This is a genomic window from Hymenobacter arcticus, assembly GCF_054779975.1.
Genome location: NZ_BAAGXF010000003.1, coordinates 52300 through 77593, shown reverse-complemented (window position 1 = coordinate 77593; position 25294 = coordinate 52300). Strand labels below are relative to the sequence as shown.

The 25294-nt window shown below is 63.9% G+C and carries 24 protein-coding genes; 5 read left to right on the top strand and 19 right to left on the bottom strand.

The window, feature by feature from the left end; translation table 11 throughout:
- Positions 1 to 39 precede the first annotated feature (39 nt).
- Positions 40 to 696 (bottom strand): MOSC domain-containing protein, encoded by a 657-nt coding sequence (locus ACYVGC_RS06800; protein ID WP_460583056.1) that lies wholly within the window; start codon positions 694 to 696, stop codon positions 40 to 42.
- A 77-nt stretch (positions 697 to 773) separates the two neighbouring features.
- Here ACYVGC_RS06800 and ACYVGC_RS06795 point away from each other — a divergent pair, with 77 nt between their 5' ends.
- Positions 774 to 2234 (top strand): carotenoid oxygenase family protein, encoded by a 1461-nt coding sequence (locus tag ACYVGC_RS06795; protein WP_460583055.1) that lies wholly within the window; start codon positions 774 to 776, stop codon positions 2232 to 2234.
- 224 nt (positions 2235 to 2458) lie between these two features.
- Here ACYVGC_RS06795 and ACYVGC_RS06790 read toward each other — a convergent pair whose 3' ends face one another.
- Positions 2459 to 3928: a pectate lyase family protein gene (locus ACYVGC_RS06790; RefSeq protein WP_460583054.1), complete on the bottom strand. Its 1470-nt coding sequence runs from the start codon at positions 3926 to 3928 to the stop codon at positions 2459 to 2461.
- Positions 3929 to 4076: 148 nt separating this feature from the next.
- Between ACYVGC_RS06790 and ACYVGC_RS06785 the strand changes: the two genes are divergently transcribed.
- Complete coding sequence (locus ACYVGC_RS06785) at positions 4077 to 4727, top strand: YoaK family protein (RefSeq protein WP_460583053.1); 651 nt, start codon at positions 4077 to 4079, stop codon at positions 4725 to 4727.
- Positions 4728 to 4804: 77 nt separating this feature from the next.
- Here the strand turns inward: ACYVGC_RS06785 and ACYVGC_RS06780 are convergent, their stop codons facing one another.
- The 7 genes from ACYVGC_RS06780 to ACYVGC_RS06750 form a co-directional block, all read right to left on the bottom strand.
- On the bottom strand, positions 4805 to 7396 hold the full coding sequence (locus ACYVGC_RS06780; protein ID WP_460583052.1) for a DUF5916 domain-containing protein: 2592 nt from the start codon (positions 7394 to 7396) through the stop codon (positions 4805 to 4807).
- A 202-nt stretch (positions 7397 to 7598) separates the two neighbouring features.
- Positions 7599 to 8453, bottom strand: coding sequence for a DUF4097 family beta strand repeat-containing protein (locus ACYVGC_RS06775; RefSeq protein ID WP_460583051.1), 855 nt, complete (start codon positions 8451 to 8453; stop codon positions 7599 to 7601).
- Positions 8454 to 8497: 44 nt separating this feature from the next.
- A complete protein-coding gene (locus ACYVGC_RS06770) occupies positions 8498 to 9280 on the bottom strand; it encodes a DUF4097 family beta strand repeat-containing protein (RefSeq protein ID WP_460583050.1) in 783 nt (260 codons plus the stop codon).
- 140 nt (positions 9281 to 9420) lie between these two features.
- Positions 9421 to 10305, bottom strand: a complete 885-nt coding sequence (locus ACYVGC_RS06765; protein WP_460583049.1) for a HEAT repeat domain-containing protein — start codon at positions 10303 to 10305, stop codon at positions 9421 to 9423.
- Positions 10306 to 10357: 52 nt separating this feature from the next.
- The gene (locus ACYVGC_RS06760; protein ID WP_460583048.1) at positions 10358 to 10909 is read right to left on the bottom strand and encodes an RNA polymerase sigma factor; all 552 of its coding nucleotides are present in this window, start codon (positions 10907 to 10909) and stop codon (positions 10358 to 10360) included.
- A 191-nt stretch (positions 10910 to 11100) separates the two neighbouring features.
- On the bottom strand, positions 11101 to 13452 hold the full coding sequence (locus ACYVGC_RS06755; protein WP_460583047.1) for a M56 family metallopeptidase: 2352 nt from the start codon (positions 13450 to 13452) through the stop codon (positions 11101 to 11103).
- Positions 13436 to 13864 carry a BlaI/MecI/CopY family transcriptional regulator gene (locus tag ACYVGC_RS06750; protein WP_460583046.1) on the bottom strand — a complete coding sequence of 143 codons (429 nt, stop codon included), beginning with the start codon at positions 13862 to 13864 and terminating at the stop codon, positions 13436 to 13438. Before ACYVGC_RS06750 ends, ACYVGC_RS06755 begins: the two co-directional genes overlap by 17 nt.
- A gap of 150 nt (positions 13865 to 14014) precedes the next feature.
- Between ACYVGC_RS06750 and ACYVGC_RS06745 the strand changes: the two genes are divergently transcribed.
- Positions 14015 to 14707: a hypothetical protein gene (locus tag ACYVGC_RS06745; protein ID WP_460583045.1), complete on the top strand. Its 693-nt coding sequence runs from the start codon at positions 14015 to 14017 to the stop codon at positions 14705 to 14707.
- Between the two features lie 4 nt (positions 14708 to 14711).
- Here the strand turns inward: ACYVGC_RS06745 and folB are convergent, their stop codons facing one another.
- From folB to ACYVGC_RS06730, 3 genes are all read right to left on the bottom strand, one after another.
- Complete coding sequence (gene folB, locus ACYVGC_RS06740) at positions 14712 to 15080, bottom strand: dihydroneopterin aldolase (protein WP_460583413.1); 369 nt, start codon at positions 15078 to 15080, stop codon at positions 14712 to 14714.
- Between the two features lie 274 nt (positions 15081 to 15354).
- Positions 15355 to 16416: a DivIVA domain-containing protein gene (locus ACYVGC_RS06735; RefSeq protein ID WP_460583044.1), complete on the bottom strand. Its 1062-nt coding sequence runs from the start codon at positions 16414 to 16416 to the stop codon at positions 15355 to 15357.
- Positions 16417 to 16542: 126 nt separating this feature from the next.
- Positions 16543 to 17493 (bottom strand): WD40 repeat domain-containing protein, encoded by a 951-nt coding sequence (locus tag ACYVGC_RS06730; RefSeq protein ID WP_460583043.1) that lies wholly within the window; start codon positions 17491 to 17493, stop codon positions 16543 to 16545.
- 68 nt (positions 17494 to 17561) lie between these two features.
- On the opposite strand from ACYVGC_RS06730, the gene ACYVGC_RS06725 reads away from it, so the two are divergent.
- Positions 17562 to 18254, top strand: coding sequence for a 4'-phosphopantetheinyl transferase family protein (locus ACYVGC_RS06725; protein WP_460583042.1), 693 nt, complete (start codon positions 17562 to 17564; stop codon positions 18252 to 18254).
- Positions 18255 to 18318: 64 nt separating this feature from the next.
- Positions 18319 to 18882 (top strand): thioredoxin domain-containing protein, encoded by a 564-nt coding sequence (locus tag ACYVGC_RS06720; RefSeq protein ID WP_460583041.1) that lies wholly within the window; start codon positions 18319 to 18321, stop codon positions 18880 to 18882.
- A 75-nt stretch (positions 18883 to 18957) separates the two neighbouring features.
- Here ACYVGC_RS06720 and ACYVGC_RS06715 read toward each other — a convergent pair whose 3' ends face one another.
- From ACYVGC_RS06715 to ACYVGC_RS06685, 7 genes are all read right to left on the bottom strand, one after another.
- Positions 18958 to 19839 carry a transglutaminase-like domain-containing protein gene (locus ACYVGC_RS06715; protein WP_460583040.1) on the bottom strand — a complete coding sequence of 294 codons (882 nt, stop codon included), beginning with the start codon at positions 19837 to 19839 and terminating at the stop codon, positions 18958 to 18960.
- A gap of 277 nt (positions 19840 to 20116) precedes the next feature.
- Positions 20117 to 21853 (bottom strand): ubiquinone-dependent pyruvate dehydrogenase, encoded by a 1737-nt coding sequence (gene poxB, locus ACYVGC_RS06710; protein WP_460583039.1) that lies wholly within the window; start codon positions 21851 to 21853, stop codon positions 20117 to 20119.
- A gap of 131 nt (positions 21854 to 21984) precedes the next feature.
- Positions 21985 to 22473 carry a DUF2490 domain-containing protein gene (locus ACYVGC_RS06705; RefSeq protein ID WP_460583412.1) on the bottom strand — a complete coding sequence of 163 codons (489 nt, stop codon included), beginning with the start codon at positions 22471 to 22473 and terminating at the stop codon, positions 21985 to 21987.
- Positions 22474 to 22843: 370 nt separating this feature from the next.
- The gene (locus ACYVGC_RS06700; protein ID WP_460583038.1) at positions 22844 to 23473 is read right to left on the bottom strand and encodes a hypothetical protein; all 630 of its coding nucleotides are present in this window, start codon (positions 23471 to 23473) and stop codon (positions 22844 to 22846) included.
- A complete protein-coding gene (locus ACYVGC_RS06695; protein ID WP_460583037.1) occupies positions 23470 to 24138 on the bottom strand; it encodes a hypothetical protein in 669 nt (222 codons plus the stop codon). Before ACYVGC_RS06695 ends, ACYVGC_RS06700 begins: the two co-directional genes overlap by 4 nt.
- A gap of 46 nt (positions 24139 to 24184) precedes the next feature.
- Positions 24185 to 24907, bottom strand: a complete 723-nt coding sequence (locus ACYVGC_RS06690; protein WP_460583036.1) for a hypothetical protein — start codon at positions 24905 to 24907, stop codon at positions 24185 to 24187.
- Entirely contained in the window at positions 24897 to 25292 is a 396-nt protein-coding gene (locus ACYVGC_RS06685; RefSeq protein ID WP_460583035.1) for a GntR family transcriptional regulator, read from the bottom strand. Before ACYVGC_RS06685 ends, ACYVGC_RS06690 begins: the two co-directional genes overlap by 11 nt.
- Positions 25293 to 25294 lie beyond the last annotated feature (2 nt).

The window sequence follows — 25294 nt, the reverse complement described above, 5'->3', positions numbered from 1 at the left end:
GGCGTGCCACCCATTAGCTACCCCAACTGCCCAGCCCGGCTACTGGTCGGGCGTAGTAGCCTGAGTGAGCAAAGCGGTCAGGCGCTCGCGCCAGGAGCTTGATAAATAGGGCATTGCCAACAGCGCCCGCACCTTCTCCAGGTCGTGCGGACCGGGCGCGAGGCAATCCACCATGTCTTGAATGGTAGCTATGTAGGGCGAGGCCTGCACCAGGGTAATGGCATCGCCAGCCTGAATAATCCCCGGCTCATGCACCCGAAAATAGATGCCGCTACGGCGCGCCAGCTCAAATTCGCGCACGATGCCCGGCCGTGCCAGGCGAATACCCAATTTGAAGCAGGGCCGGCGGGGCTGCACAGCCATCAGCACGGCCGTGCCCAGCTGGAAGCAGTCGCCCACGCGCACCACCGTTTCGAGCATGCCCCGCGTGGTTAGGTTTTCGCCGAAGGCACCGGGCACGAGCTGGGCGGCGGGCAGCAGCTGCCGCCAGTAGTCCCAGTGCTCCTGCGGATAGGCATACACCGCTTTGTCGGGTCCGCCGTGCACGCGCAGGTCGGCCTGGCCGTCGCCGGCCAGGTGCTCGGCCAGCACCGCTACCGGGCCGGCTATGGGTTGCTTAAAAATGCTGGTGCGCACGGTTTTGCCCTGCCACAGCAGGTCTTGCGGCTGGGCGACGTTGACGGAGAGAAGCTGCATGGCGCGAAGTACGGGCGCGCCTGTCACTTATTGCGGCCGGCGCGCGTTAGCTGCGCGCACCTTGCCCTACCGCGCCCATGCCCGTTCGCCACTACCCTACCCTGCTCACGTACCTGGAAGGCAACCGCCGCCGCACGCCCGAATACGACGACGTGGCCCTAGAATTGGTGGAAGGCGCCCTGCCGCCCGACCTCATGGGCACGCTGCTGCGCAACGGCAACGGCCACTTCGAGCAGCACGGCGTGCTCTACGACCACCTCTTCGACGGTGATGGCATGGTGGCGCGCTTTCGCTTTGATGGCCAGCGCGTAACGTACCGCAACCGCTACGTGCGCACCGACGAGTTTGTGGCCGAGGAGGCGGCCGATAAGATGCTCTACCGCAGCTTTGGCACCAACCTGCCCGGCGGGCTGCGGGCCAATTTTGGCAAAACACAGTTTAAAAACACCGCCAATACCAGCCTGGTGGAGCACGGCGGCCACCTGCTGGCGCTGTGGGAAGGCGGCCTGCCCCACGCCCTGGCCCCCGACTCGCTGGCCACGCTGGGGCGCTTTGACTACGGCGGGGTGCTGCGCAACCCGTTTGGCTGGCTCGACCGGCGCATCACGCCCGAAATGCCGTTTTCGGCCCATCCTAAGGTGCACCCCACCACGGGCGTGCTCCACAACTTTGGCACCGTGGCGGGTGCCAAGCACCGGCTGGTGCTGTATGAGGTGAGCCCCGCCGGCGTGGCGCGGGTGGCCCACGTGCTGCCGTTGACCGACGCCCACTTTGCCCACGACTTTGTGCTGACGGCCAGCGGGCACCAGATTTTTTTCCTCACGCCGGTGGCGTTTGATGTGTTTCGGGCCTTCGCGGGGCTGACTTCGCCGGCGGCCTCCATCAAGGTCGATGCCAGCCAGCCGACCCAGGTGGTGGTGGTGGCCCCCGATGGCACGGTGCACCGGCTACACACCGAGTTTGGCTTCGCTTTCCACTTTGTGAATGGCTACCAGGACCCCGCCGATGGCAAGCTGGTGGTCGATGCGCTGCTGCTCGGCAACTACCCCGACTCGGCCAGCATTAAGGCGTATCTAGCTGGCAACCTGCCCGATGACCAGCCGCAGGCGCGGTTTGTGCGCTTCCGGCTCAACCTGGCAGCGGGCACCGTAACCCGGCAATCGCTGGCCGACTGCGAGGGCGAGCTACCCGAGATTCACCCCGCCCACCTGGGCCAGCCCTACCGCTACACCTGGACCATCGGGCGGCCCGCCAGCTCGCCCCAACCCCTGCTCGACCACCTCCTCAAGCTCGACGTGCACACCGGCGCAGTGCGCCACGCCCACGCGCCCGCCACCCTGTGCAGCGAGCCCGTAGTGGTGCCCCGCGCCAACAGCCAGGCCGAAGACGACGGCTACCTCGCCTACCTGCGCTTCGATGCCACCACCAGCACCACCGACCTGCTCGTGGCCGATGCCGCCGACCTGCGCACCCTGGCCCGCCTGCGGCTGCCGCACAATATTCCGCTGGGTTTTCACGGGTTGTGGCAGGAGGGGTAGGCAGCTCGCTGACCCTGGGAGTTAGTCATCGCCCTCCACGTGCACCCCACCCCCTAACCCCCTCCCCTCCGGGAGAGGGGAATTAGATATAGTCATAAAACCTAATCACCAGCATTTTAGCGCTACTGCTAGTTCCCCCTCTCCCGGAGGGGAGGGGGCTAGGGGGTGGGGTTAACGCGGAGGGCGATGATTAGAACCTAACCGCTCAGGGATAAGGGGTGGGCCTACTTCCCCGCCAGCTCGGCCAGGTACACTTCCAGCATGGGGTAGCCGCCGGCCCCGGTTTTACTGCGGTCAGCGGCGTCTTTGGGGTTGAGCTGGTGGGCGGTTTCCCAGGCATCGGGCATACCGTCGTGGTCGGTATCAGCGGGGGCGGGCTCGGCTTTTAGCACCGGCCAGGCTTTCTGCGACACCTCGTAGGGCGTGCCGTGGGGGTAGCCGCCCTGCACGTCGATAATCCGGCCGGTGCGGGTGCGCACCTCGCGCACCATACGTTGGTCGAGGGTGTCGCGCAGGGGGCGGCTGGCGCCGGCGCTGGCCAGCACCAGGTTGTAGGCTTCCGGGGCGGGCTGGGTGGCCACGGGGCCCAAGTCGAAGGGCGCGGTGACTTTGGAGAGGATGGTGTCGGCGCGGGTGCCGCCGTCCATGTCCACGCCGCGCCAGTTGTGGGCGGTTACGTCGGCGCTGGCTTCCTGGTAGTTGCCAGCGAGGTAAAACTTGCCGTAGGGCAGCGGGTTGCTGCCCTTGGTGAGCTTGTAGGGATTCAGCAGGCGGGCGCGCACGGCGGGCTTGGTGCTGGGGCCCGGCTTGTAGTAGTTGTTGACAATGTTGTAGTTACCGCCTTCGCCGGCGTACACGTTATTCTCGCCCCAGTCGTAGATAACGTTGTTGCGGAAGTCGCAGTTTTCAAAGCCCGCCGGGTGGGTGTAGCGGCTGCCATTGAAGCGCGGCGTGCGGCTGTTGCAGTGCACAAACAGGTTGTGGTGCATGCTGGCGTGCTGCCCGCCCCAGATGCCGCCGTAGCCGTGGTGCTCGTAGTCCTTGTCGCCGGTTTCGAAGTGGTACGAGTAGTTGAGCGGCGGGCCAATGAGATTCCAGCTGAGGGTGGTGCTGTCGCCCTCGTACACCGAAAAGGCCTCGTCGGTGCTCCAGCTCATCGAGCAGTGGTCGATGACGAGCTGGTGGTTGCGGTTGCCGCCGAAGGCATCGTCGCCGCCCGCGCCATCTACCTGGCCCTTGTTCTGGTTTTTATCGCCCATCCGAAAGCGCACGAAGCGCACTACCACGTTATTAGCGTGCACCTGCACCGGGAAATCGGCCAGGCAAATGCCGCCGCCGGGGGCCGTTTGGCCCGCAATGGTGGTGTTGGCCTTGTTGATGGTGAGCGGCGAAAGCAGGTGAATGGTGCCCGCTACCCGAAACACGATGGTGCGCGCCGGGGCCTTTTTGGCATTCAGCTGCACGGCGTAGCGCAGGCTACCGGGCTGGTTATCATCCAGTAAATTAGTTACTTCCAGCACCGTGGTGGGCAGCGCGGTCGTGCCGCGCCCGCCGGTGGTGAAGCGCCCGGCGCCCTCGGCGCCAGGGTAGGCCAACAGCGGCGCGGGGGCGGCCGGTGCGCCCAGGCGCAGGGCCCAGCCGGTGGCCATGGTGGCGAGTAAAAACCCGTGGCGCAACCCAAAACCTAGCAGCATAAACTCAGAATCAAAAAGGGTGGGAAGAAGCAGAACGCCGCAAATACGCCCCATTAACCTAGCGAATGCGCGCGGCGGCGGGCTTTTCTTTGCGCAATCGTTGTCGGCAACGTTGCCAGCGGCAGCGCGGGCGCGGCGCGTTTTAGCTATGGCCACTGCTTCTCCTGCTCCGCCCGCCGCGCCCCTGGGGGCACTTAGTTTCACGCTGGCGCTGGTGGCGCTGGCCGGCTACGTCGATGCCGTGGGCTACCTGCGGTTTACGGGGCTATTCGTGTCGTTTATGAGCGGCAACACCACCTCGCTGGGCGTGGCCGTGGCCCACGAAGACGCGGCCAAGGCCAGCGAGCTGGCCGGCGTGGTGGCGCTGTTTGTGACGGGCGTAGTAGCGGGCAGCCTATTGCACCGCTGGGCCGGCCAGTGGGGCAACATCCTGATTTTAATTATGATAGCTAACCTACTGGTACTGGCCACCACCATCCCCACTACCACCATTGCCAGCCTCGTGCTGGCCATGGGCGTGCTCAATGCCAGCGTGCACCAAGTGGGCCGCGTGAAGGTCAGCCTCACGTTCGTGACGGGCACGCTCGTGCGCTTCGGCGCAGGGCTGGCCGACTGGCTCAGCGGCGCGGCCCCGGCCCACGACTGGCTGTGGCCCGTTACGCTGTGGCTGGCGTTTTTGGCCGGGGCGCTGGGCGGGGCGGCGGGGCAGCACCACCTGCCCCAGATGGCGCTATTGCCGGCGGCCGGCTTGAGTTTGGCGCTGGCCGGGGCCGCCCGCTGGGTGCGCGGTACTGCGTAGCGCCCCGGCCTCCCTCCTACCAGGCGGCCAGCTTTTCAGCGTAGCGGCTTTTGGCCAGGAAAGCCGGGTAGCCGGCCTTAGGCTTTGCGGCGGCGGATATTCAGGTAGTCCAGGTAATACAACACCTTGATGGACACGTTATTATTGTGCGGCGTGTTGGCCACGTTGGTTAGGTTGTCGAAATAAAGCGGGGTGGCTTCATTGCCTTGCAGGTAGCTGGCGGTGGCATCCTTATACACCAGGCTCACCTGCGAGCCGGGCGCAAACCACCACACCAGGGCGGCATCCACGTTGAAGGCGCTGAAGCTGTTGTCGTGGTTGCGCTGGTAGCCGGGCAGGTTCTCTTCGGGGCCGCCGGGGTGCAGGCGGGCAAAGTCGTAGTAGTGCACCGTGCTCACGTAGTGCCGCACCCGCACGGTTAGCGATAACTTGTTGGTAAACGTATAGTTAGCGTTCACAGTGTTGGTGAACGTGGACACGTTGCGGCGGCCCAGCAGCGGGTCGGGCCCCAGGATGAAGCCATAGAGCTGGTCGATGGGCACACTGGGGTCGAGGCCGTCGTTGACGTAGCCTATCTGGTTCACTTTCAGGTTATAATCAAACGTGTAGCGAAAGTTCAGCTTATCGCTCACGCGGTAGCGGGGGCTCAGCGTGAGGCCGTAGCCGGCGCGGCGCGGGCGCTCGAAGCGGCTGTCGTGCTCGTAGAGCCGGATGCCGGCGTTCACGTCGTAAGCCAGCTTCTTGCGGTAGTCCGACGAGGCGTAGTAGCCCAGGTTGTAGCTGGTGGGCACTAGCACGTAGTAGCCGCCCAGCGGCGCGGTGCGCGGCTCGTAATAGTCGTGCTTGGCGAGGTCGATATTGACGTTAAAGCCCGTGGATAAGAAGCTCTTGGTGAACGTGGTATTGAGGCTACCGTAGAGCCCCGCATCCTGGTAGAGCAGCGGCTTGAATAGCAGCGACTGGTACGCGCCCAGCGTGGTATACAGGTTATTGACCTTCCAAAACTGCTGGTACTTGTTGTAGTTGACGGTGGCCGACTGGCTCACGTTGTTGTTGCCAAACAGGATGCCGAGGTCGTTGGGGTTGTAGGTGTCCGACTCGATGCCGTGGTCCACGTTCCAAGTCCAGTTGCCCGATATTTTGCCGTAGTTGAGGTAGTATTTGTAGCCGTTGCGGTCGCTCACCGGCGTTTCGGAAAACATGTTCTGGCCGCGGCGCTGCGAGTAGTTGAGCTGGCCTTTGAGGGCGTACTCGTTTTTCTTATCGGCAAAGCGAAACAGGCCGGCCGTCACGTTGGCATCGTAGGCCGTGCCGGCGCGCGTCACGTTGGTGTTGATGAGCGACACGTACGAGTTGTGGGGCAGGCTCTGGTCGAGCACCACAATGTTGTAGTTGGTGAGCGGCTGGGTCATCAGTTCGCGCTCGCGGCCGCCCACGCTATCGCGCAGGGTGGCGTAGCTGGCCGCCGACACGGCATTGAACACGCCCACGCCCAGCCCCTTGCTAGTGCGGCCCGACACCTTGGTGGCGTTGATGAGCCGCGTCACGCCGGGGTTGTGGTACAACGCTTCGCCCGGCGCCAGCTGCCCGGCCGCGTCGCCAAAGCCCAACGGCTGCGCCCCCACCCGCCGCGAGTAGAACAAGCCGCCTTTGTTGAATAGCTCGGTGCCTTCGGTGAAAAACGCCCGGTTTTCCTGGTATTGCACCTCAAACGGCGACAGGTTAAGTACCTGGTTATCACTGATAGTCTGGCCAAAGTCCGGGATTAGCGTGGCATCCAGGGTAAAGCTCTCGTTGATGCCCCACTTTATATCGGCCCCGGCGTTGAAGCTGGTGCTGGTGTTCTGCTTGCCCTGCTCGTTGTAGGGGTAGTGGTTGACGTAGCTGCTCACGTAGGGCGTGAGCGAGAGGCGTAGCGGCGGGTGCAGGTCGCGCAGGTCGGTGACCTCGCCCCACTGGTTTACGAAGCCATCCACGGCGGGCTTCACCTCGTTCCAAAACAGCTGCTGGTTGTCCTTTTTGCGCTGGCGCATAAAGTTGACGCCCCAGGTTTGCACGTCGGCCGCTGCAAAGCGCAGCGCCGAGTACGGAATGCGCAGCTCCACGCTCCAGCCCTTGCCGCCGGGCAGGGGGGCCACGTGGCTTTCCCACACGGCGTTCCAGGCAAAGTCCTCGCCGTTGGCGGGCGAGTAGCGGCTGTCCATCTGCACGCCCGTGCTCAGCACAATGAAGCCGTAGCCGTTGAGGTGGTCGCGGTAGGGGTCGATAAAAATGGCAAAAAAGTCGGTGTTGCCCGCGTCGTCGCGCTGGGTCAGCTCGTGCCGAATGCTATCGGCACTGGCCTCTATCATCTTGGCTCCTACGTACATAGCGGCATCGTCGTAGAGTACGCGCACCTCGGTGGGCAGGCGCTCGGGGCGGCCCGGCCGCGGCCGCTGCTCCGTAAACTGGCCTGTGACCGGGGCCGTGACCCAGGCAGCTTCGTCGAGCAGGCCATCAAGTTTGAGGGGCGCGGCCGTGCGCTGGGCGGCCAGCTGGCGGCGCGGCGCGGCCGTGGCGGCAGGCGCGCCAGGCAGGCTTTTTTGGGCCGCGGCCGGGGCCAGCCCAATCAGGGAAAGACAGCACAGCAGCAGGCCAACGGGCCACTGCTTGGCTAGTAAGGAAAACATGAGGGATGGGTGAGTAAGAGTGCAGCAGGGCCATAGACACGCACATTAGCGCGGCCGTTGTCTGATGCACCAGGTATTTTTAGTAGCGCGAAGCTCTGCTTCGTGCGCGAGCGCAGCGAGCAGGCGGGGCCGGACGACCCGAATGACCCAAACGCGAGCTGCTCGCTGCGCTCGCGCACGAAGCAGAGCTTCGCGCTACATCCTACTGCTGCTTGCGGAAAAACACGTCGCCGCTCACCGACTCCAGTTTCACCAGCGGGCCGCCGCCGGGGCCGTAGCTGCCGTGCAGCTCGTAGCCCACGTAGCTTTTTTCCTTGAGGTTGCTGAAGGTCACGGCCGGGTCGGCGTACACCTCACCGCTCACAGTGTGCAGGCTCAGGTCGGCACTTTGGCCGGCGGGCCAGCTCGCGTCCACGTTGCCGCTCACGCTGGCGGCGCGCACTGGCGCGGCGCCGGATTGTTGCAGCTTCACGTCGCCGCTCACGCTGCGCGCCGTAACGGGGCCAGCCAGCGCGCTCAGTAAGATATTGCCGCTCACCGTGTTCACGGAGATGGTGCCGCGCAAGGCGCTCAGGTCCAGGTCGCCAGTTATGGTTTTGATGCGCAGGTCGGTGCCGGCGGGCAGCGTCACCTCGTAGTCGATGCGGGCGCAGTAGCCGTACCCGTGGCGGCCCGCATCCCGAGTAGCGGGGCGGTTGCCGGGCCGGTTCACGTTCACGCCCTGCGAGCTGCTGTTGAAGTGGCCGCCGTCGCAGTCGCCCGTGAACTGGCTCTGGCGCAGCAGGTTATCATCCAGCTTTTCTTCCACCCGTAGCTCGTCGCCAGCTTTGTCCAGCACCAGGCTGTAGGCGTCGTTTTGCTGGTTGTTGTTGATGCTCACCTTGGCTTGCACGCTCAGCCCGGTGCCCGGCCGCACCCGGATGGTTTGGGCAAATTTCAGGTCCAGCACCACCGCCTGGCCGGCGGTCAGCGTGGCAGTTTGCGATACCAGGCGCTGGGCCAGGACGGGGGCGCAGCTACCGAGCAGCAGCCCGGCGGCGAGTAAAAAGCGGTTCATAAAAAAGGGCGTTAAATTGACGAATTAACAGTTAATTTACTGATTTACTTGGTTTTGCGCACAAAAATGTCGCCACTTATCGTCTTCAGCGAGAAGGTGGTGCCGCCGCCGTTGGCGCGGCCCTCCACGGTTTGGCCGCCCACGTGCTTGAGGCCGTTGCCGCCGCCCAGGTTGAGGTCGAAGTCGGTGTAGATTTCGCCCGAAATCGAGCGCATCGAGAGGCTCAGCTTGGCGCTGGCGGGCAGGCTCACGTCCACGTCGCCGCTCACTGACGAGATGGCGCTGGGCTGGGTCGGCGTGGCGCTAAACTTCACCTGAATGTCGCCGCTGATGGTGTTGGCCACAATGGGGCCGCTCACGTTCAGCAGCCGTAAATCGCCCGATTGCAGGCTGATTTCGATGCGCCCGGCCAGGTCGCGCATCGTCAGGTCGTCGGAGCCGCCCCAGCCGCCCTGGGCAAACGACACGTCGGTGAGGCGCGGCAGGCGCACTGTGTAGTGCCCCTCGTGGCGCCCCGCCTTGCCAATGCGGATGGTGTTGTCGCCGGCCGGCGTCACGGATAAACCCAGGCGGGTGTTGTCGGTGCCGCCGCTGTACACGGGGCGCAGGCCCATGGCCAGGGCCGGCGGGGCCTCGTAGCCGCCCGTGCCCTTTATCAGCAGCTCGTCGCCGTCGTAGCCTTCCACCGTCACGTCGCTGCCGCGCATGTCGAGCACCACTTTGCGGTTGGTGGGGCTGTTGAATTTCATTTTAAACTCCTGGGCGCGCAGCGTCGCCGGCAGGGCCAGCGCGCAGGCCAGCAGCGGAAGTAAAGCAAACTTTTTCATGATAAAATAAGAGCGAAAGAAAAACTAAGGCAGCCTGCAAAGCGCTGTGGCACAGCACTCCCCCACCCGCTGCCGAAACCTTCGCGGTGGGATTTTCCAGAGGCGGCGTGCCACGCCGCTTGGTACTCGATTTGGGGTAATTAAATCAGTTGGCCCAGGCCGCTTTCGGCCTGCTGGCGCACGGCGGGCAAGGCATCGCGCTTCTTGGCCAGTTCTTCGAGGCCGGGCACGGCGCGCTTTTCGCGCAGCGTCACCAGGGTTTCGATGAGGGTAATCTGCACGTTGGGGTCGGTTTGCAGGGGCAGGGCCTCCACCAGCGCCGGGCCCACGCGGGGGTCGGCGCGCAGCCGAAACAGGGCCTCGCAGGCGGCCAGCCGCACGTTGGGGTTGGGGTCGGTGTCGAGGGTGTGAATGAGCGTGAGCACGGCCGGGTCGTTGGGCTCCACCACGGCGGCCGGGGCCTGGCTCACCAGCTGCAAGCGCTGGCTGGCCGTGGCCGGCAGCTGCCGCGCCGCCGCCAGCTGCGCCGACAGCGTGGGGCCCGCCTCCGGCGCGGTTTGCGCCAGTTGGGTGGCCGGCTGGCCGCCGCGCAGCAGCAAACCCAGCATCGCGCCGATGGCTACCAGCGCCACGCTGGCCGCCACGCGCAGCCACTGTTGATGATTGCTATTTTTTTGATTAACAACTAGTTGCTCCTGAGCAGGAGCCGCCAGTGGCTGGCCACCGCGGGCGGCCGTCAAGCCGGTAGGCGAAGCCGCGGCCAGCTTCGCCTTTTCCTCTTCCAGCATGGCCAGAAAATTATCGCGCAGCGCCAGCGGGGGCACCTCAGCCGGCAGCGCGTCGAGGTCGCTGAAAAGCAGGCGCAGCTCGGCTAGCTCGGCCTGGCAGGCGGGGCAAGCGGGCAGGTGCGCCGCCAAGTGGGCGGCCTCGGGCGGCAGCGGCTGGCCATCGGCCAGCTCGGGCAGCCAGGGCCGCAGCGCGGCGCAGGTGGGGTCAATAAGGTGGGAATCGCTAGCGTGGCTCATTGGTAGGTTAGAAGCAGAAGTTATGATTTATAAAGTATTTTATATCAATAGGTTAACTCAGGTAAATCTTGCGCAGTGCGTCGAGCGCGCGGTGGGCTTTTACGCGGGCGGCGCCGGCGGTGCAGCCGAGCTGCTCGCCTATTTCGGCGTAGTCGAAGCCCTCGAAGCGGTGCAGCACCAGCACCTCGCGCTGGGCGGCGGGCAGCAGGGCCAGGGCTTCGTGCAGGGCTTCATTTTGGTCTTTGTCGGCGCGCTGGGCCTGGGCGGCGCGGCCGTGGGAAGCGGTTTTTTCCACTTCTTCCAGGTCGGCGGTGGGGCGCTGGCGCTGGTAGTGGTCGGCCCACACGTGGCGGGCCAGCTGGTAGACCCAGGCCCGAAACGCCTGGCCCGGCTGGAAGCTGGCGCGGTAGCGTAGCACCCGCACAAACACGTTCTGGGTCAGGTCTTGGGCCACCTCCCGGTCGCCATTGGCCAGGCGGGCCAGGAAGCCAAACAGTGGCCTCTGGTAGCGCTCAAACAGCCCGGTTAGCTGGTCGAGGTCGCCGGCTTGCACCTGGGCCATCAGGGCTTCGTCGCTGAACGTAAGGGCGGAGACGGCGGGCATCCGGGCAGTGGGTAAAAGGTCAGGGGTAGCGGGATTTACAGGGAGTACCGGCAGCGTGTCCATACGTTACAGCGGGGGGAAAAATAGTTTGTAAAAAGCCCGCCGCCGACCACGCCGGGCACAAAAAAGCGGGTCGGCACGCTGGTTCTCAGCCGGCCGACCCGCTCGTTATTCAACTCATTTACAAATACTTAATTCTCGCTGATGTTAATATTGAAGCTCGACGACTTGCCCTTGCCACTGGCGGGCTGGTCCAGCAACTGGCGATAGCGCGCTACCTGGGCCGGCGTGAGGGCCTTGCCATTCACGCGCCCACCCTTGTCATTTAGCTGAAAGGAAAAGCTGCGCTCGTCCTTATCAAGCAGGCCATCCTGGCGCAGGGCGGCGCGCAGCTTTTCGGTTTTGGGTGCGGGCGGGGCCGGGGGCGCGGGCGGCACCTGCGGCGACACCGGGCCTTGCGGCGCGAAGGGCGCGCGGGGTGCCCGCGGGGCGCGGGGCGATGCGGGCACGCCCGAGCGGCCAGTTTCCTGCTCCAACGCCCGCAGTTCGGCGGCATCGGCCACTATGCGGGCGCGCAGCTCGGCGCGGCGGCTGGTCAGCTCGGCGCGGCTGTTTTCTTGGTCGGCTTGGGCGGCATCGCGGTCGGCCCGGGCGGCGTCGCGGTCGGCCTGGGCGGCATCGCGGTCGGCTTGCATGGCATCACGGTCAGCCTTGTCAGGGCTCGACTTATAGATTTTCAAACGGTTGTTTTTGATGTAAAAGCGCGGGTCGTTAGGGCGGTGGGCCGTGGCGGCGCCCTTCACATTGAAGTGAAACTCGCGAAACGCACTGCCGTTGCCGAAGGTGCGTGTGCTGATACGCTGCTCCTCCAGCTTACGCAACTCTTTTTCCATTTCCTGGCGTTGCTCGGCGGTCAGGTCGGGGCTGCGGAGAGCTTCGGCCAAGCCCTGGCGGGCGGCGCGCAGCGCCTCATCCTCCACCACAGTAGTCGAGAAGCCGAAGCTAAACGACGAGTTACCGGGGCGCTCGGGGCGTTCGGTACGCTCGGGTTTTTCCGGCCGCTCGAAGCTCATAGTTTGGTCGGGCACCCGCACTACTTCAACGGTGCGCACGGCTTTGGACCGCTTGGCTTTCTTGCCGGTGCTGGTTTCGACGCGCTCGCCATTGACAGTCAGGTTCACCACGCGGCCTTTTTTATCCTTTTCAATAACTACCGTGCTGGCCGGCCCCCGGCGCGGAGGGCGCGGGCGCGCCATGCTTAGTTGCTCACCAGTAAGTACTTCTGCACGCACGATTCGCTCTACTTGGCGTGATGTTTCGGCCACGGGCGGCACTGCTGGCACGGCTGCCACTTGGCGGCGGGTAGTGTCGGCGGCCGCGGCCGGGCGAGTGCCTTGCTGCGGCAGGGGGCTGGCGGCCAGTACCACGCCCGTGCTCAAACCCAGCAGGCCGAGCAGCGTGAGCGAACCCGCCAACAAGCGCTCGCTCATAGTAGGCGATTCGGGCCGGCCCAGCGCCAGCCGGCGCACCCGCGCCAGCAGCGAGCCACGGCCGCCGGGGCCCGCCGCGGCCAAGGCTAGGCGGGGCGTGGGAGCATACGTGGTTTCCAGCTCGGCCAGGGCCGCTAGGGCGCGGGCCACCCGCAGGCGGTCGCCGCCACAGAGGGCCGCGGCCTGGTCGTCGCAGCAGTTTTCGCGCTCGGCGCGCAGGCAATGGGCCATAAACCACACGGCGGGGTGGTAGAAAAACAGCACCTCGGCCACGGCCAGGCCCAGGTTGAGCAGGTAGTCGCGGCGCACGATGTGGGCCAGCTCATGCGCCAGCAGCGCCTCCAGCAAGCTTGGGTTCAGGCCAGCCACCGCGCCTAGCGGCAGCAAAATCACTGGCCGTAAGTGCCCCAGCACCAGCGGCCCCGCCACCCGGGCCGACTCTAGCAGCGCCACCGGCCGGCGCAGGCCCGCACGGGCGGCCAGCGCCGCCAGGCGCTGCTGCCACTCGGCACCCAGCGCCTGGGTACCCGCCCGGCGCAGCCGGCCCGCGTAGAGCAAGCCACCCGCCAGCCGGCCGCTCATCAGCAACAGGCCCAGCAGCCAGGCTACCACCACCAGGGGCAGGTAAGCTTCTATTATTCGGCTAGTTGCGCGCAGCCAAACCAACGGCGCGGCTACGGTAACAGGCGCAGCCACGGCAGCCTGAGCAGCGGACGGCGCTATTATCGTGGCGGACGCGGAGTTTATAGAGGTGGTTTTTGCGACCAGCCCAGCATTCGCTTTTGGCGCAGCCATGGCGTGGTTTTCAACTGCCGAAACAGCCGGGGTTGTCTGGTAATAAAAGCCAAACGTGAGCCCCGCCGCCAGCACCAGCGTGCCCAGCGCGGCGGCCGACACGGCGTAGCGCACTTCGGCCCGGTGGCGGCGCAGCAGCGGCAGCACGCCCGCCAGCAACAGCGCCAGCACCCCGCCCTGCCACAACGAGTGCAGCAGCGCGTAGCCCACGCCCCGCACCAGCGCGGGCGATACCATTTCTTCAAGCAACGGGAGCATTGTCGTTAGGTTTAGAGGGTGAGGGAGTGGCATTCTGAATCTCAATGTCATTGAGCAGGCGGCGAATCTGGGCCAGCTCATCGGGCGAGGTTTTACGGTTGCCCAATGCCTGCATCACCAGCTTCATAGCCGAGCCGCCGAAGGTGGCAGCTACAAACTTGTCGAGCAGCAGCCCCTGGGTGTCCTGCTCGCGCACGGCCGCCCGGTAAATGTGGCTGCGGCCCTCATCGTCGCGCTGCACGAGGCCCTTTTCCAGCATCAGCTGCATGATTTTCAGGGTCGTAGTATAGCCGACTTCGCGGTGCTGGCTGAGCTGGTCGTTCACGGTGCGCACCGTGGCGGGGCCATGCTGCCAAAGCACATGCAAAATTTCCAGCTCAGAATCCGTAGGTTTAGGGGGCGCTTTAGGCATGGGAGGAGGCAAAAAAGTTTCGTACGAATGATTTCGTAGGTCAAAGATTGTACGACAACCTTCGTAGTTGCAATTGCAAAGTACGAAATAAATCGTATAATGCAACAACTAGCTGATAATCAGCAATTATATTTTTTACCCTGTTGTTTTATGGATTCGCCCAACGGTTCGCTGGCCGCCTTCCGCCAAGCTTATTTTGGGCCCATTGACAACTACTTGGCCTGGCACGACGGCTTCCAATACCAAACCGACCTGACTTGCCTGGCTGCGCTCACGCCCGCCCAGCAGCAGCAAGCGGCCGAAGAATTGCTCGCCGGCCTGCGCGCCGGCACGGCCGATGCCCGCGCCATGCTGGGCCTGGGTTACCTGCGCTACGCCAACGCCTTGCCCCTACTGCATCAATGCCTGCGCCAAAGCTTTGCTACCTACTACGCCCTGCAAGCCATCGCGCAGATAAACCCCGCCGGTTTTTACCCGCCCGTAGTGGCCGACTTGCTGGCTGACCCCGCCAAGCAGCATCAATATATGGACCTAGTGATTGGGCTGCGCGAATACTTCACGCTACCGCAGCTGGGCCCATCTATTCCGCCGCTCATTTTCGCCCTGCTGGCCAATAAGGAGTACCTCGTGCGCAACCATGCGCTGCACGCTGTGCGCCTGCTCTCAGGCAGTACCACCGCCGCCCAGCTGGCCGACTACAACCCGCAGCGCATCAAGGCCGACGAGGTATTTCAGCTACTCATCAAGGATAACCAGCCCCAGCATTTTCGGCGCGCTCAGCAGCTACTCCTCACCCAGCTACCACCCGAAACGGTGGCCAGTTTTTCGCCGGTCAATAGCTAAGTAGTTAGCTGGTTTTCTTGCGCTTACGCACCAGCGTTACCCGCGCGCGGTCGCAAATGCCGCCCAGCGGCGGGTTGAACTTCGACACGCTCACCTGCGCCCGCCGCACCTGCGGAAACTCCCCCATGATACGGTCGAGGATGCGGTGGGCCAGGTGCTCCAGCAGGCGGGCCGGCAATTGCATTTCGGCCAGCACCAGGCGGTAGAGCACCTCGTAGTTCACGGTTTCGGCCAGCTTGTCGGAAGCCCCGGCGGCGTGCAGGTCGGTTTTGAGGTGCAGGTCGACGCCGTACTTATTGCCAATTTTCTGCTCCTCGTCATAATAGCCGTGGAAGGCAAAGAATTCGAGTCCTTCAAGCGCAATCTGGCCCATCATATCTGAACCGCGGATTTATCGGATTCGTCGGATTTATCGGATTTTGGTGACGAACGCGGGCCGTAGTGGGTTGCAAAAGTAACGGGTTGGCCGCCGGCCGGCCCTCCTTACGTACACAAACCTGGTGCTGAGCTGACGAACTATGCGCCGACTGCCATCGCCCAAAGCGCACAAAAAAGGGCTGCCTACTGGGCAACCCTCCTCCTAATATCTTAATCCGAATCACGTCACCAAAATCCGACTAATCCGAAGAATCCGATAAATCCGCGGTCTAGATTTCGTCAAAAAACGACTTCTCTCCTACTGTCTCAGCTTGCGGCTTGGTAGTCATGCCGGGGTTCATGCCGGGGTGCGTCATGGGCTCGGGCTGCTGAATTTCGGGGCGGTCCGGGCCGATGGGCTGAATCTCGGGGCGGGTGGGCTCCACGTAGGGAGCGGGCGGGTTGGGCACCGTTTCGGGGCCGGGCTGGTCGATGTGCGGGGCGGGCGCAATGCCGGGGTTTTCGCGCGGGGCCTGGGGGCGCTCAATGTCGGGGCCGGGCGCCTGGTCGGGGTTGCGGGGGTCGGGCTGCTGGCCGGGCTTGGGGTTGTAGCCAGTGGGCGCGCCGCCGGGCGTGGGCTGCGTAGCGCGGGCCGCGGGGCCGCTAAAGTCAGCGCTGGTAGCGGGCGTGGGCGCAACGGCGGCGGCCGTGGCGCGGGAAGAAGCAGTGGTAACGTTCATATCGGGGGCGGGGCTAGGTTCGGGGGCCGGCGCATCGGCCGGCCGCTTTACCTGTACGCTCGCCGCCCGCGAAAGGATGGCCGTGGGGCCGTTTTTGGGGCGCGTGCGGGCGCGCTCCACTTTCTCTAGCGCATCGGAAGCCAGGTGGTGCAGGCCCCGCACTAAGGTATCGAGCTGCTGCTCAAGGTTTTGACATTCCTGACCCAGGCCGCTTACTTCCTTCTGCATGTCGGCCACGGTTTTCTCGGCCGTTTGGTAGGCTTCGTCCACAATGGTGCGGGCACGCTGGCGGGCTTCCGACAGGGTTTGCTCGGCCAGGAGCTGGGCCTCACGGCGGCGCAGGTCGGCGTCGCGCTGGGCCTGCTCGGTGATGGAGTTGCCGGTGTCCTCGGCCGTTTTGAGGGTGCGGTAGAGCGAAGACTCTACTTCGCGCATTTTTTGCACGTCGTGTAGCGCGTGCTCCAGCTTGAGGCGCAGCTCGCGGTTCTCATCACCCAGGCGCTCCCACTGCTGCGACACCGTGTTGAGGAAGGCCTGCACCTCTTCTTTATCCACGCCCCGGAAGGACTTTTCAAACGTTTTCTGCCGAATATCGAGGGCGGTAATTTTCATTATCTTAAGCTGGTAGCTGCTAGCTGTTGGCCGTTAGCTTTTTGTAGTATAAAAATAGCGAGTGCCTGACTTCAGCGAAAGTCCTGCGCAAAAATTGTATTTTGACCGAAAGCTAACAGTTAGCAGCTACTGGCTAACAGCTGGACTTATCTGCCAAACGGCCAGGCTACGGTCATCGCTGCACGAAACTAGCCGATGCTGCGCGCCCGGCCAAACCAGCTTATTCACCGACGTGCCGTGGCCGGCCGCCCGCGCCTTGTCCAGCACCCGCAGCAGGGCCAGGGTGGCGGGGTCCCAGAGCTTGATGCTTTTATCGAGCGAGCAGCTGGCCAGATAGCGGCCATCGGCGCTGAAAGCCAGGTGATTAATGGTGTACATATGGGCCACCACGCTGTCGAAAAGCGGGTAGCCGTCGGTGGCGGCGTAGCGGCGCAGGTGGGCATCGCGGCCGGCCGCCAGCAGGTGCTGGCCATCGGGCGAGTAGGTGAGCGTAAAAACCGAATTGGTAGCCTCCGTGAGCGTGGTTTTGACGGCCAGCGAGTCGAGGTCTAAGATGTAGGTTTTCCAGTCTGACGCGCCCACGGCCAGCTCGCCCCGGCCTTCGTGCAGGGCCAGGCAGCGCAGGCTTTTGTCGCTGAGGCGCAGCAGGTGCTCCACCCGAAAATCGTCGCCGCGCAGCACCGCCAGCGTGCCGTCGCCCAAGGCACAGTACAGGCGCTGGCGGCTTTCCGAAAATACCATCTCGAAGATGGCCACCGGCGGCAGCGCCGTGGCAAAGGCCAGCGTCCGGGTCTGTAAGTCAAGCGCCTGCACGCCCTGAAAATTGTGCCCCAGCAGCAGCAGGCCGCGCGCCGGTAATTCGAGCAGGGCATATACCGAACCCTCCACCTGGGCCAGCAGCTTGCCATCGGCCTCGGGGTGGGCGGCGTCCCAGGCCACCACCATGCCGTCGGCACTGCCCGAAAACACCTGGTCGGAACCGGCCCGGCCGGCCAGCGCGTACACCGCGTCGCGGTGCCCGGCCAGGGTGCCGAGGCGGGTAGCAGTGGGGCGGGGCGGCGGCGTGGTAGCAAGCATAAGGCCCCAAAGGTCGGCAGAATGCTGCCAAAGCGCCGCCCCCTACCTTCGCCGCCCACGTTTAGTTTATGCCGCTCCACTCGCTCACGCCCCTACCCGGTGGCCCTTTGCTGGGCCTGTGGCACCTCACCGAAGCCCCGGCCGACCTTTGGCCCCAGCTCGCCGATGCCCCCGCCTACGCACCGCTGCTGCCCGCCCGCGCCGACGGCCCGCGCCAGGCGCAGTGGCTGGCTGGCCGGGTGCTGGTGCAGCAGTTGCTGAGCAGCATCGTTCCAGCGGACTGGCCGCTTGCGGTGCTACGCAACGACGAAACCGGCCGGCCTTTTCTGACTGGTTTCAAGCAACCGGCCGTGTCGCTCTCGCACTCGGGCGAGTGGGTGGCGGCGCTGCTGGCCCCGCCCGGCACGGCTCTGGGCATCGACGTGGAAGTGGTGCGCGATAAAGCTCAGCGCATTGCCCGCAAGTTTCTAAACGAACAAGAACTAGCTGTTTTAGAGCATATTACCTTAGCAGATACTACGCCCGACACTGCGCCCCAGGAGCTATACAGCCTGCTCTGGAGCGCCAAGGAAACGCTGTATAAGCTGGCCGGGCAGCGCGGCATCATCTTCCGCGATAACCTGCTGCTCGACTTGCCGGCGGGTCCCTGGGCAATGCCCGGCACCTTACCCGCCCAGCTGTGGCTGAATAATCATATTTCCCGGCACCAGATTTGTTATCTTCGGCCGGCAGCGGGCTACGTGCTCACTTACTGCTACTAGTTTTTTCGTACGTCTAGCCCGCGGCCCGCGCCGCATCTTCTCTTTGGCTCTTTCTACCCCCGTCATGTCTTTTCGCAAAATCTCCATTGTGCTGGCTACCGCGCTACTGCTAGCTACCGTCACGGTGCGCATGGCCCGCGCCCAAGGCACCGTGAGCGACTTCACGGTGCAAAAAACCGGTGGCGGCAGCGCCTCGCTCAGCGCCTACAATGGCCAAAAGGCAGTGGTAGTGGTATTTATGAACCCCGCTTGCGCCTACACGCGCCTCTACCAGGAGCGCCTGGCGGCCCTCAATAGTGCGTACAGCGGTAAAGGCGTGCAGTTCATGTTCGTCAACGTGCCCATCAACCTCGACGGGGCCGAGGGCAGCGGCGGCTCGCTAGCCACCTTCACCGACGATGGCGCGGCCAGCGCGGCCCTCGGCGTGAGCAAAACCACCGAGGCCGTGGTGTTGCAGCCCGCTGGCTCGGGCTTTGCTGTGCGCTACCGCGGTGCCATTGACGATAACCCCCAGGTAGCCAGCGGCGTGCAGCAGCACTACTTGCAGCAGGTGCTCGACAACGTGCTGGCCAGCCGCCCCGCCGGCGTAGCCGATAAGCGTGCCGCCGGCTGCTTGATTAAGCGGTAGTTTTTATAAGAGTGACAGGCAATAAGAAGACCGTCATGCTGAGCATGACGGTCTTTTTCAGTTCAGCCTAAATTTCTACTCTTCCTCCGCTTCTTCGCCCGGCTCGTCTTGCTCCAGCAAAATGGCTAGTAGCTGCGCAACTTCTTCAGCCTTAGCGGGTTCTTGGAGCTTTTCGAAACCTACTTGCAGGTTGCGCATGGCGCGGCGCACTATGTCGAGGTGCGTGCAGGGCTCGTAAAAACCGGGCTGCGAGGTGATGCCGAGCTGGCCCACATAGTGCTCAATGTCGGCCTTGGAGAGGATGACGCCCCGGTTGTAGCAGTTGATGTAAAAGGGCAGCACCACCTCGTCGTCGTCGTCCTTTTTTACTAAGTACGTCAGCACAAACAAGTTAGGTAAGTTCACGCCAAACACCGGCAGGTCGAGGCGCTGGGCTACCAGCAGGTAGATAACGCAGAGCGACAGCGGGTTACCGCGCTTGGTTTCGAGCACCCGGTGCAGCATGGAGTTGGCCGGCGAGTGGAAGTGCTGGGTATTGGCCGCGAACTTATGATTGCGGAAAATGACGTGGTTGAGCACCTGCATCTGGTCGGCGGGGTGCATTTCGGGGCGCAGCAGCGTCCAGGCCTCGAAGCGCAGCTGCTCAATGGCGCGGTTAAGGGCTTGCAGGTCAGCATCGGGGTACTGGTACGAGTTGAGCAGCCACATGCCTTCGAGCAGGTCCTGGGCACCGGCATCGCGCCACACGCGCAGGCGCTGCTGCAAGCCATCAAACTGGAGCTGGTGGATGAGGTCTTCGAGGCGGCTTTGCTGCTGCGGGTCGAGGGTTTCTTCCCAGGATTCTTCCAGAAATGGAATAATGGCTTCGCCCAAACCCTGAATTTCGCCCTGAATCTGGGGGGCGATTTCCGGGTCGTCGAGCAGGGAGATGAGGGCTTTGATTTCGTTGGTCGTCATGAATCGCAGATTTTGCGGATTGCGCTGATTGTTCTTTGGCAAGCATCGGCGGAGTAGCGCGGCGCAGGCGCGCTGCCCTTGTTATTAAACAAACAGGGTCCAAATCGTTCCCGTTATTGGCATAAAACAGCAAGTGGTGCTCCGGCCACCAAAGGTCGAAACACCACTTGCTTACAGGCTCATTATCGTGGCAAGATTGCCGTATTATTATTCAATAGACAGTCAGTTAGCCCGTTGCGAATATGCGGTTTGAATCTGCGAAAGCAGCGCAGGCTCCTTAGTCTACGAGTTGGCGGAGGTTCGTTTTGGCCAAATCTACCAGCTCGCTGCCGCGGCCATTCATCAGGGCTTTTAGCGCGTAGAGGCTAAAGCCTTTGGCCTGAGCGGCTTCGATGTGGGGCGGCATGCTCAGCTCCTGGCGGTTCACCACGGCATCGACTACCACGGGGCCGTCGTGGGTGAGGGCCTGGCGCAGGATGCTTTCGAGGTGAGCGGGGTCGCTCACGTGGAAGCCTTGCACGCCGGCCGCCTGGGCCAGCTGGCCAAAGTCGGGGTTGTCGAGCTCGGTACCATATTCGAGGGTACCGGCGGCCTTCATTTCCAGCTCCACAAAGCCGTAGGCGCTGTTGTTGAAGATGATAACCTTCACGGGCACCTTCAACTGGCGCAGTGTCAGCAGCTCGCTCATCAGCATGGCAAAGCCGCCGTCGCCGCACAGCGCCACCACTTGCCGGCCGGGATAAGCCAGCGCCGCGCCAATGGCCTGCGACAGCGCGCCGGCCATACTGCCGTGCACGAAGGAGCCCAGCAGGCGCCGGCAGCCGTTCATATGCAGGTAGCGGGCCGCCCAGATGGTGGGCGTGCCCACGTCGCAGGTGAAAATGGTGTCGTCGTCGGCCAGCTCATCGAGCAGGCGCGCCACGTGCTGGGGGTGTAGTGTGGCGGCTCCGGCGTCGCCGGTGGCTAGCTCGGCCAGGCCCTTGTCATCGGCACGGTGGCGCTCCTGGGCTTCTTTGAGGTGGGCGTCGTCGGTGCGGGTTTTTAGCAGGGGCAGCAATTGCTGCACGGTTTCGGCCACGGTGCCGTGCAGGCCCACTTCTACGCGGGTGCGGCGGCCCAGGTGCAGGGGGCGGGTATCGACCTGCACTACGCGGGCATCTTCGGGGAAAAACTGGCGGTACGGGAAGTCGGTGCCCAACATCAGGATGGCGTCGGCGTCCATGAGGGCGTGGTAGCCGGCGGGCATGCCCAGCAGGCCAGTCAGGCCCACGTCGTAGGGGTTATTGGGCTCAATGCACTCTTTGCCGCGCAGGGCGTGCACCACGGGCGCTTGCAGGGCGGCGGCCACTTGCAGCAGTTCGGGGTGGGCCCCGGCGCAGCCAACGCCGGCCAGGATGGTTACTTTCTGGCAGTCGTTGAGCAGGGCGGCGGCGGCGGCTAGCTTGCCGGGGGCCGGCACCACGGCGCTGGCGTGGCCCAGCGAAGCCAGGCGCGGCGTGGGTGCTTCCGTTTCGAGGTGAGCAATGTCGCCGGGAATAACGACTACCCCTACCCCACCCATGCCCAGCGCGGCCTGAATGGCGCTTTCCACCATGCGCACGGCCTGGTCGGGTGTCGAAATCACCTCGCAATAATGGCTGCACTCCTGGAAGAGCCGCTCGGGATGCGTTTCCTGGAAGTAGCCAGTGCCGATTTCGACGCTCGGAATGTGGGCCGCGATGGCTAGCACCGGCACCCGCGAACGGTGGCAATCGAATAGCCCATTGACTAAGTGCGTGTTACCCGGTCCGCACGAACCGGCGCACACGGCCAGGTCGCCGGTGAGAAAGGCCTCAGCCCCGGCCGCAAACGCGCCGGCTTCTTCGTGGCGTACCTGCACAAACTCGATGCCCTCACTGGTGCGAATGGCATCGGTGATGCCGTTGAGCGAGTCGCCTACCAAGCCAAACACGCGCTTGACGCCGGCGGCTTGCAGGGTATCGATAATGATTTCGGAGACTGATTTCTTGGACATGGGCTCGTAACGCTTTCTACTGGTTTACGACAGCTAGCCCAAGACGGTGGGTTTGGGAGCCCAAAAGTGCCGCGCCTATTCATAGGCACCCTAAACAACCCTTTGTCAACCAATTGATTAACCCTGTGCCGCTAGTCCTGCTGCGAAGGCAAGCTTTCCTGGCCCGGCGGCACGGCGCGGTGCGCCAGCTTGTAGGTGAGGGCCAGCACCACGTTGTTTTTGGCGGCCGTGTTTTGCAGCACAAACTGCCCCTGGTCGTTGGCGTAGTTATAGTTGGCTTGGTTGACGTAACCCAGCTGCACAATCAGGTGTTTATCAACCTGATACCCAATGCCACCGTACACGCGATTGCGCTCAAACACCGGGCCGCGGGGGTTCAGAAAAATCTCGTCGTAGGCCGAAAAGAAGAGCGTGCCGGCGGTGATGGTCTTTTTGTTGAGCGGAAAAAAGGCGTTGAGCCGGTAGCGAAACCGCTGGCGAAACGCCGTACTATCATCGCGAAACCGAAACCAGCGCTGCTCAATGCGGTAGCGGTGCTCCAGCTTGAGGCGGTGCGAGTACTGCGTGAGCGTAAACTGCTGCCAGAGGCGCTTCTCAATGTTGAGCGCGCCGGCCCCCAGGTCTTTGTAGTCGGAGGTAGAGTAGCGCCCACCAGCACCGTAAAGTTGGGGTCGATATCGAAGCTCGCGCCGGCCTTCAGCTCGTAGTAAAAAAACTGCCGGGCCAGGGCATTGGAGCGGCCTTGCAGCTCGGCGTAGCCGCCCCAGCGGTGCTCAGTAGTGCCCGGCAGCTGCACCGTGGCAATTACCCAGCTGCCCCAGGGCTGCACGGGGTTGAGAGAAACCGGGGCTTGGGCGGCGGCGCGGCCCGCCAGCAGGGCCAGCAGCGCGGCACCCCAATAGTGCGTGCTCATGGGTAAAACGGGGCCGGAACTGGTGTTCACGCTCCGCTCACAAAGGTACCGGACCCGCCGGGGCAGCCGGGCTTTTCTCAGTGAAAAAGCCGCGCCAGGCTTGGCAGTAGCGCGGTGAGGCCGCGCCAGGTTTGGGTGGGCTGCGTGAGGGCCGCATAAGCCAGCCGGGGCAGCACCCACACTAGGTCGAGGGCCACGGCGGCCAGCGGCAGCAGCACATACGCCCACCACGGGTAGCGAAACCGCGGGCGCAGCCCGTGGGTGAGGGCGCGCCACACCAGCACCATGCGGCTGCGATAGTGCCAGCCTATCAGCCCAATAAGCCCCAGGTAATAGGCCAGCCGCCACTGAAAGGCCGGCAGGTGCGGCAGGTAGGTGACATCAACTACCAGCACGTTGGCCGCAATGGGCAGCAGCAACAGTGCCCCCAGCAGCGCCGTGCGGTGCCACAGCAGCAGCCCGCCCGCCAGTATCTGCGAATAGCCCACAAAGGACTTAAAGGGCTCCTGACCAAATAGATACCACGCCAGCTTAAACAGCCCCAGCTGGCCCGCGGGCCGCGCCAATTCCGTGGTCGAAAGACCAAACTGCCCGCCGTTCAGTTTGGCGTAGCCGTAGCTGATGAACGTGAACGCCAGCAACAGCCGCGCCGCTAGCACAACATAATCCGGCAGCCGCTCGCGGGTGGTCGTGGGCAGCGGGCTCATGCGACGGAGCCCAGAGTAGTTGCTGCGTCGGTGCTCGCGCCGGGGCCGGCTGCCTTGCGGTGCAGCCGCCAGGCTACCAGCAGTCCCAGCCCACCCACCAGCCCACAAATGCCCGCCCACAGCAGAAAATTATAGGCTTCGGTGTAGGCCCGGTAGCCTGCGGTGTAGGCGAACAGCACCGCGCCCACGCCCTCCCACAGCCGGGTGGTGGCGCGCGGCAGGGCAGGCACGGCCTGCACCGGCAGGCCCACCAGCACCCGCAAGGTGGGCCAGTCCCAGGCCAGCAGCATGAAGTTGGCCAGCAGCATGAGGCCCGTGATGACGGGCGTGCCGGCAAAGTCGTAGGAGACAGTGATGACGAAAATGCTGGCCATAATGGGCAGCAATAGCACCGCCCCCAGCGTGGCAAAGCGCTGCGTGAGCAGCAGCAGCCCCACCACGCACTGCGCCACCCCAATAAACTGCCAGTAGAACCCTGACTGGTACATGGTCTCAAAAAAATGCATAGGGCTGTGAATAGCCTCGGCCGCCCCACTAAGGCGCGTAAACCGCAGCCCCTTGATTTTGACGATGCTGGCAAACACAAACGCGCCGCCCAGCAAGTAGCGCGTGTACACGATGGCAAGCCGCAGCCACGCCCACTCCCGAAGCGCTTGCATAGTCATAAGCCTTTCTAAAAGTGCAATTATAAGACATCCAATCCTCAAGCAGCTAACGCTTTATACTGGCCAGCACCGCACCGCTCACCGTTAGCTGGGCGCTATCGGCCAGCTCGTAGCGCAGCTGCGGCGTGGCGCGGGCGCCCAGCACTAGCTGGCTCTGGCCTTGCATGCGCAGGTGGCCGGCGGCAATGCGGTTGGTGGGGTCTAGCTGAAGCTTGGTGCGGCTGCCGGGCGTGGGCCCAGCCACGGCGCGCAAGTAGCGCACAGTGTTGTTAATCAGCTCAATCTGGCTGCCCTGGTCGGCGCGCAGCGTGAGGCTGTCTTGCACAAAGCCCTGCACCAGGGTGCGGCGGCTCGTCAGGGTCAGGTCGTGGTGCGGCTGGCCGGCGGCTTCATACGCAGCCCCCGTGGTGAGGGTGGCTAGGCGGGGGCAGCTCACCACCACCGTTTCGCCCCAGCCCAGGCTCTCGGGCTCGTGGGGAAAAGCCAGCGCAAGGCGCAGCCGCCCGCCCTGCTGGCTCACGCGCACAAATTTGGTCGCCGCCGGGTTTACCCGCACCCCAAACGGCCCGGCCACCACCTTCACGCTCAGCGCGCTGCCGGCCGGAATGTCGACGTCAGTAAAATTCTTAAAAGCAAACAATTCAAAGTTGCGCAGCGGGTCTTTGTAGGCCCCCGAGCGGTACTCGGTGCGCAAGGCCATGTTGTAGGCCGTGAGGGAGGCCAGCAGCACCAGCAGGGCGGCCAGCAGGAAGGTGGTACTAGTTTTCATGGGTAGTGGGCGTGAGGGCGGCCTGCGCCGCCTTGAAGGCTTCGTAGCGCTGGCTCAGCTCGGGGAGGCCGATGTCGAGCAGCGAAATGGTGTTGAAAAAGGCGGGCAGCTCGTGTTGCAAAAAGCGCTCGCGGCGGCCGGCGCGCACCTGCTCGGCACCCGCCGGGGCCACAAACAGGCCCAGCCCGCGCCGGTTGTAGACCACGCCCTGGGTTTGCAATAATTCGTAGGTGCGCATCACGGTGTTGGGGTTGACTTGCAGCTCGGCGGCCAACTCGCGCACCGACGGGATTTTCTGGTCGGGCGGCCACTGCTGGCGCAGCACCTGCTCGCCCACGTAGCTGGCTATCTGGAGGTAAATGGCTTCATTATCGGAGAATTCCATGC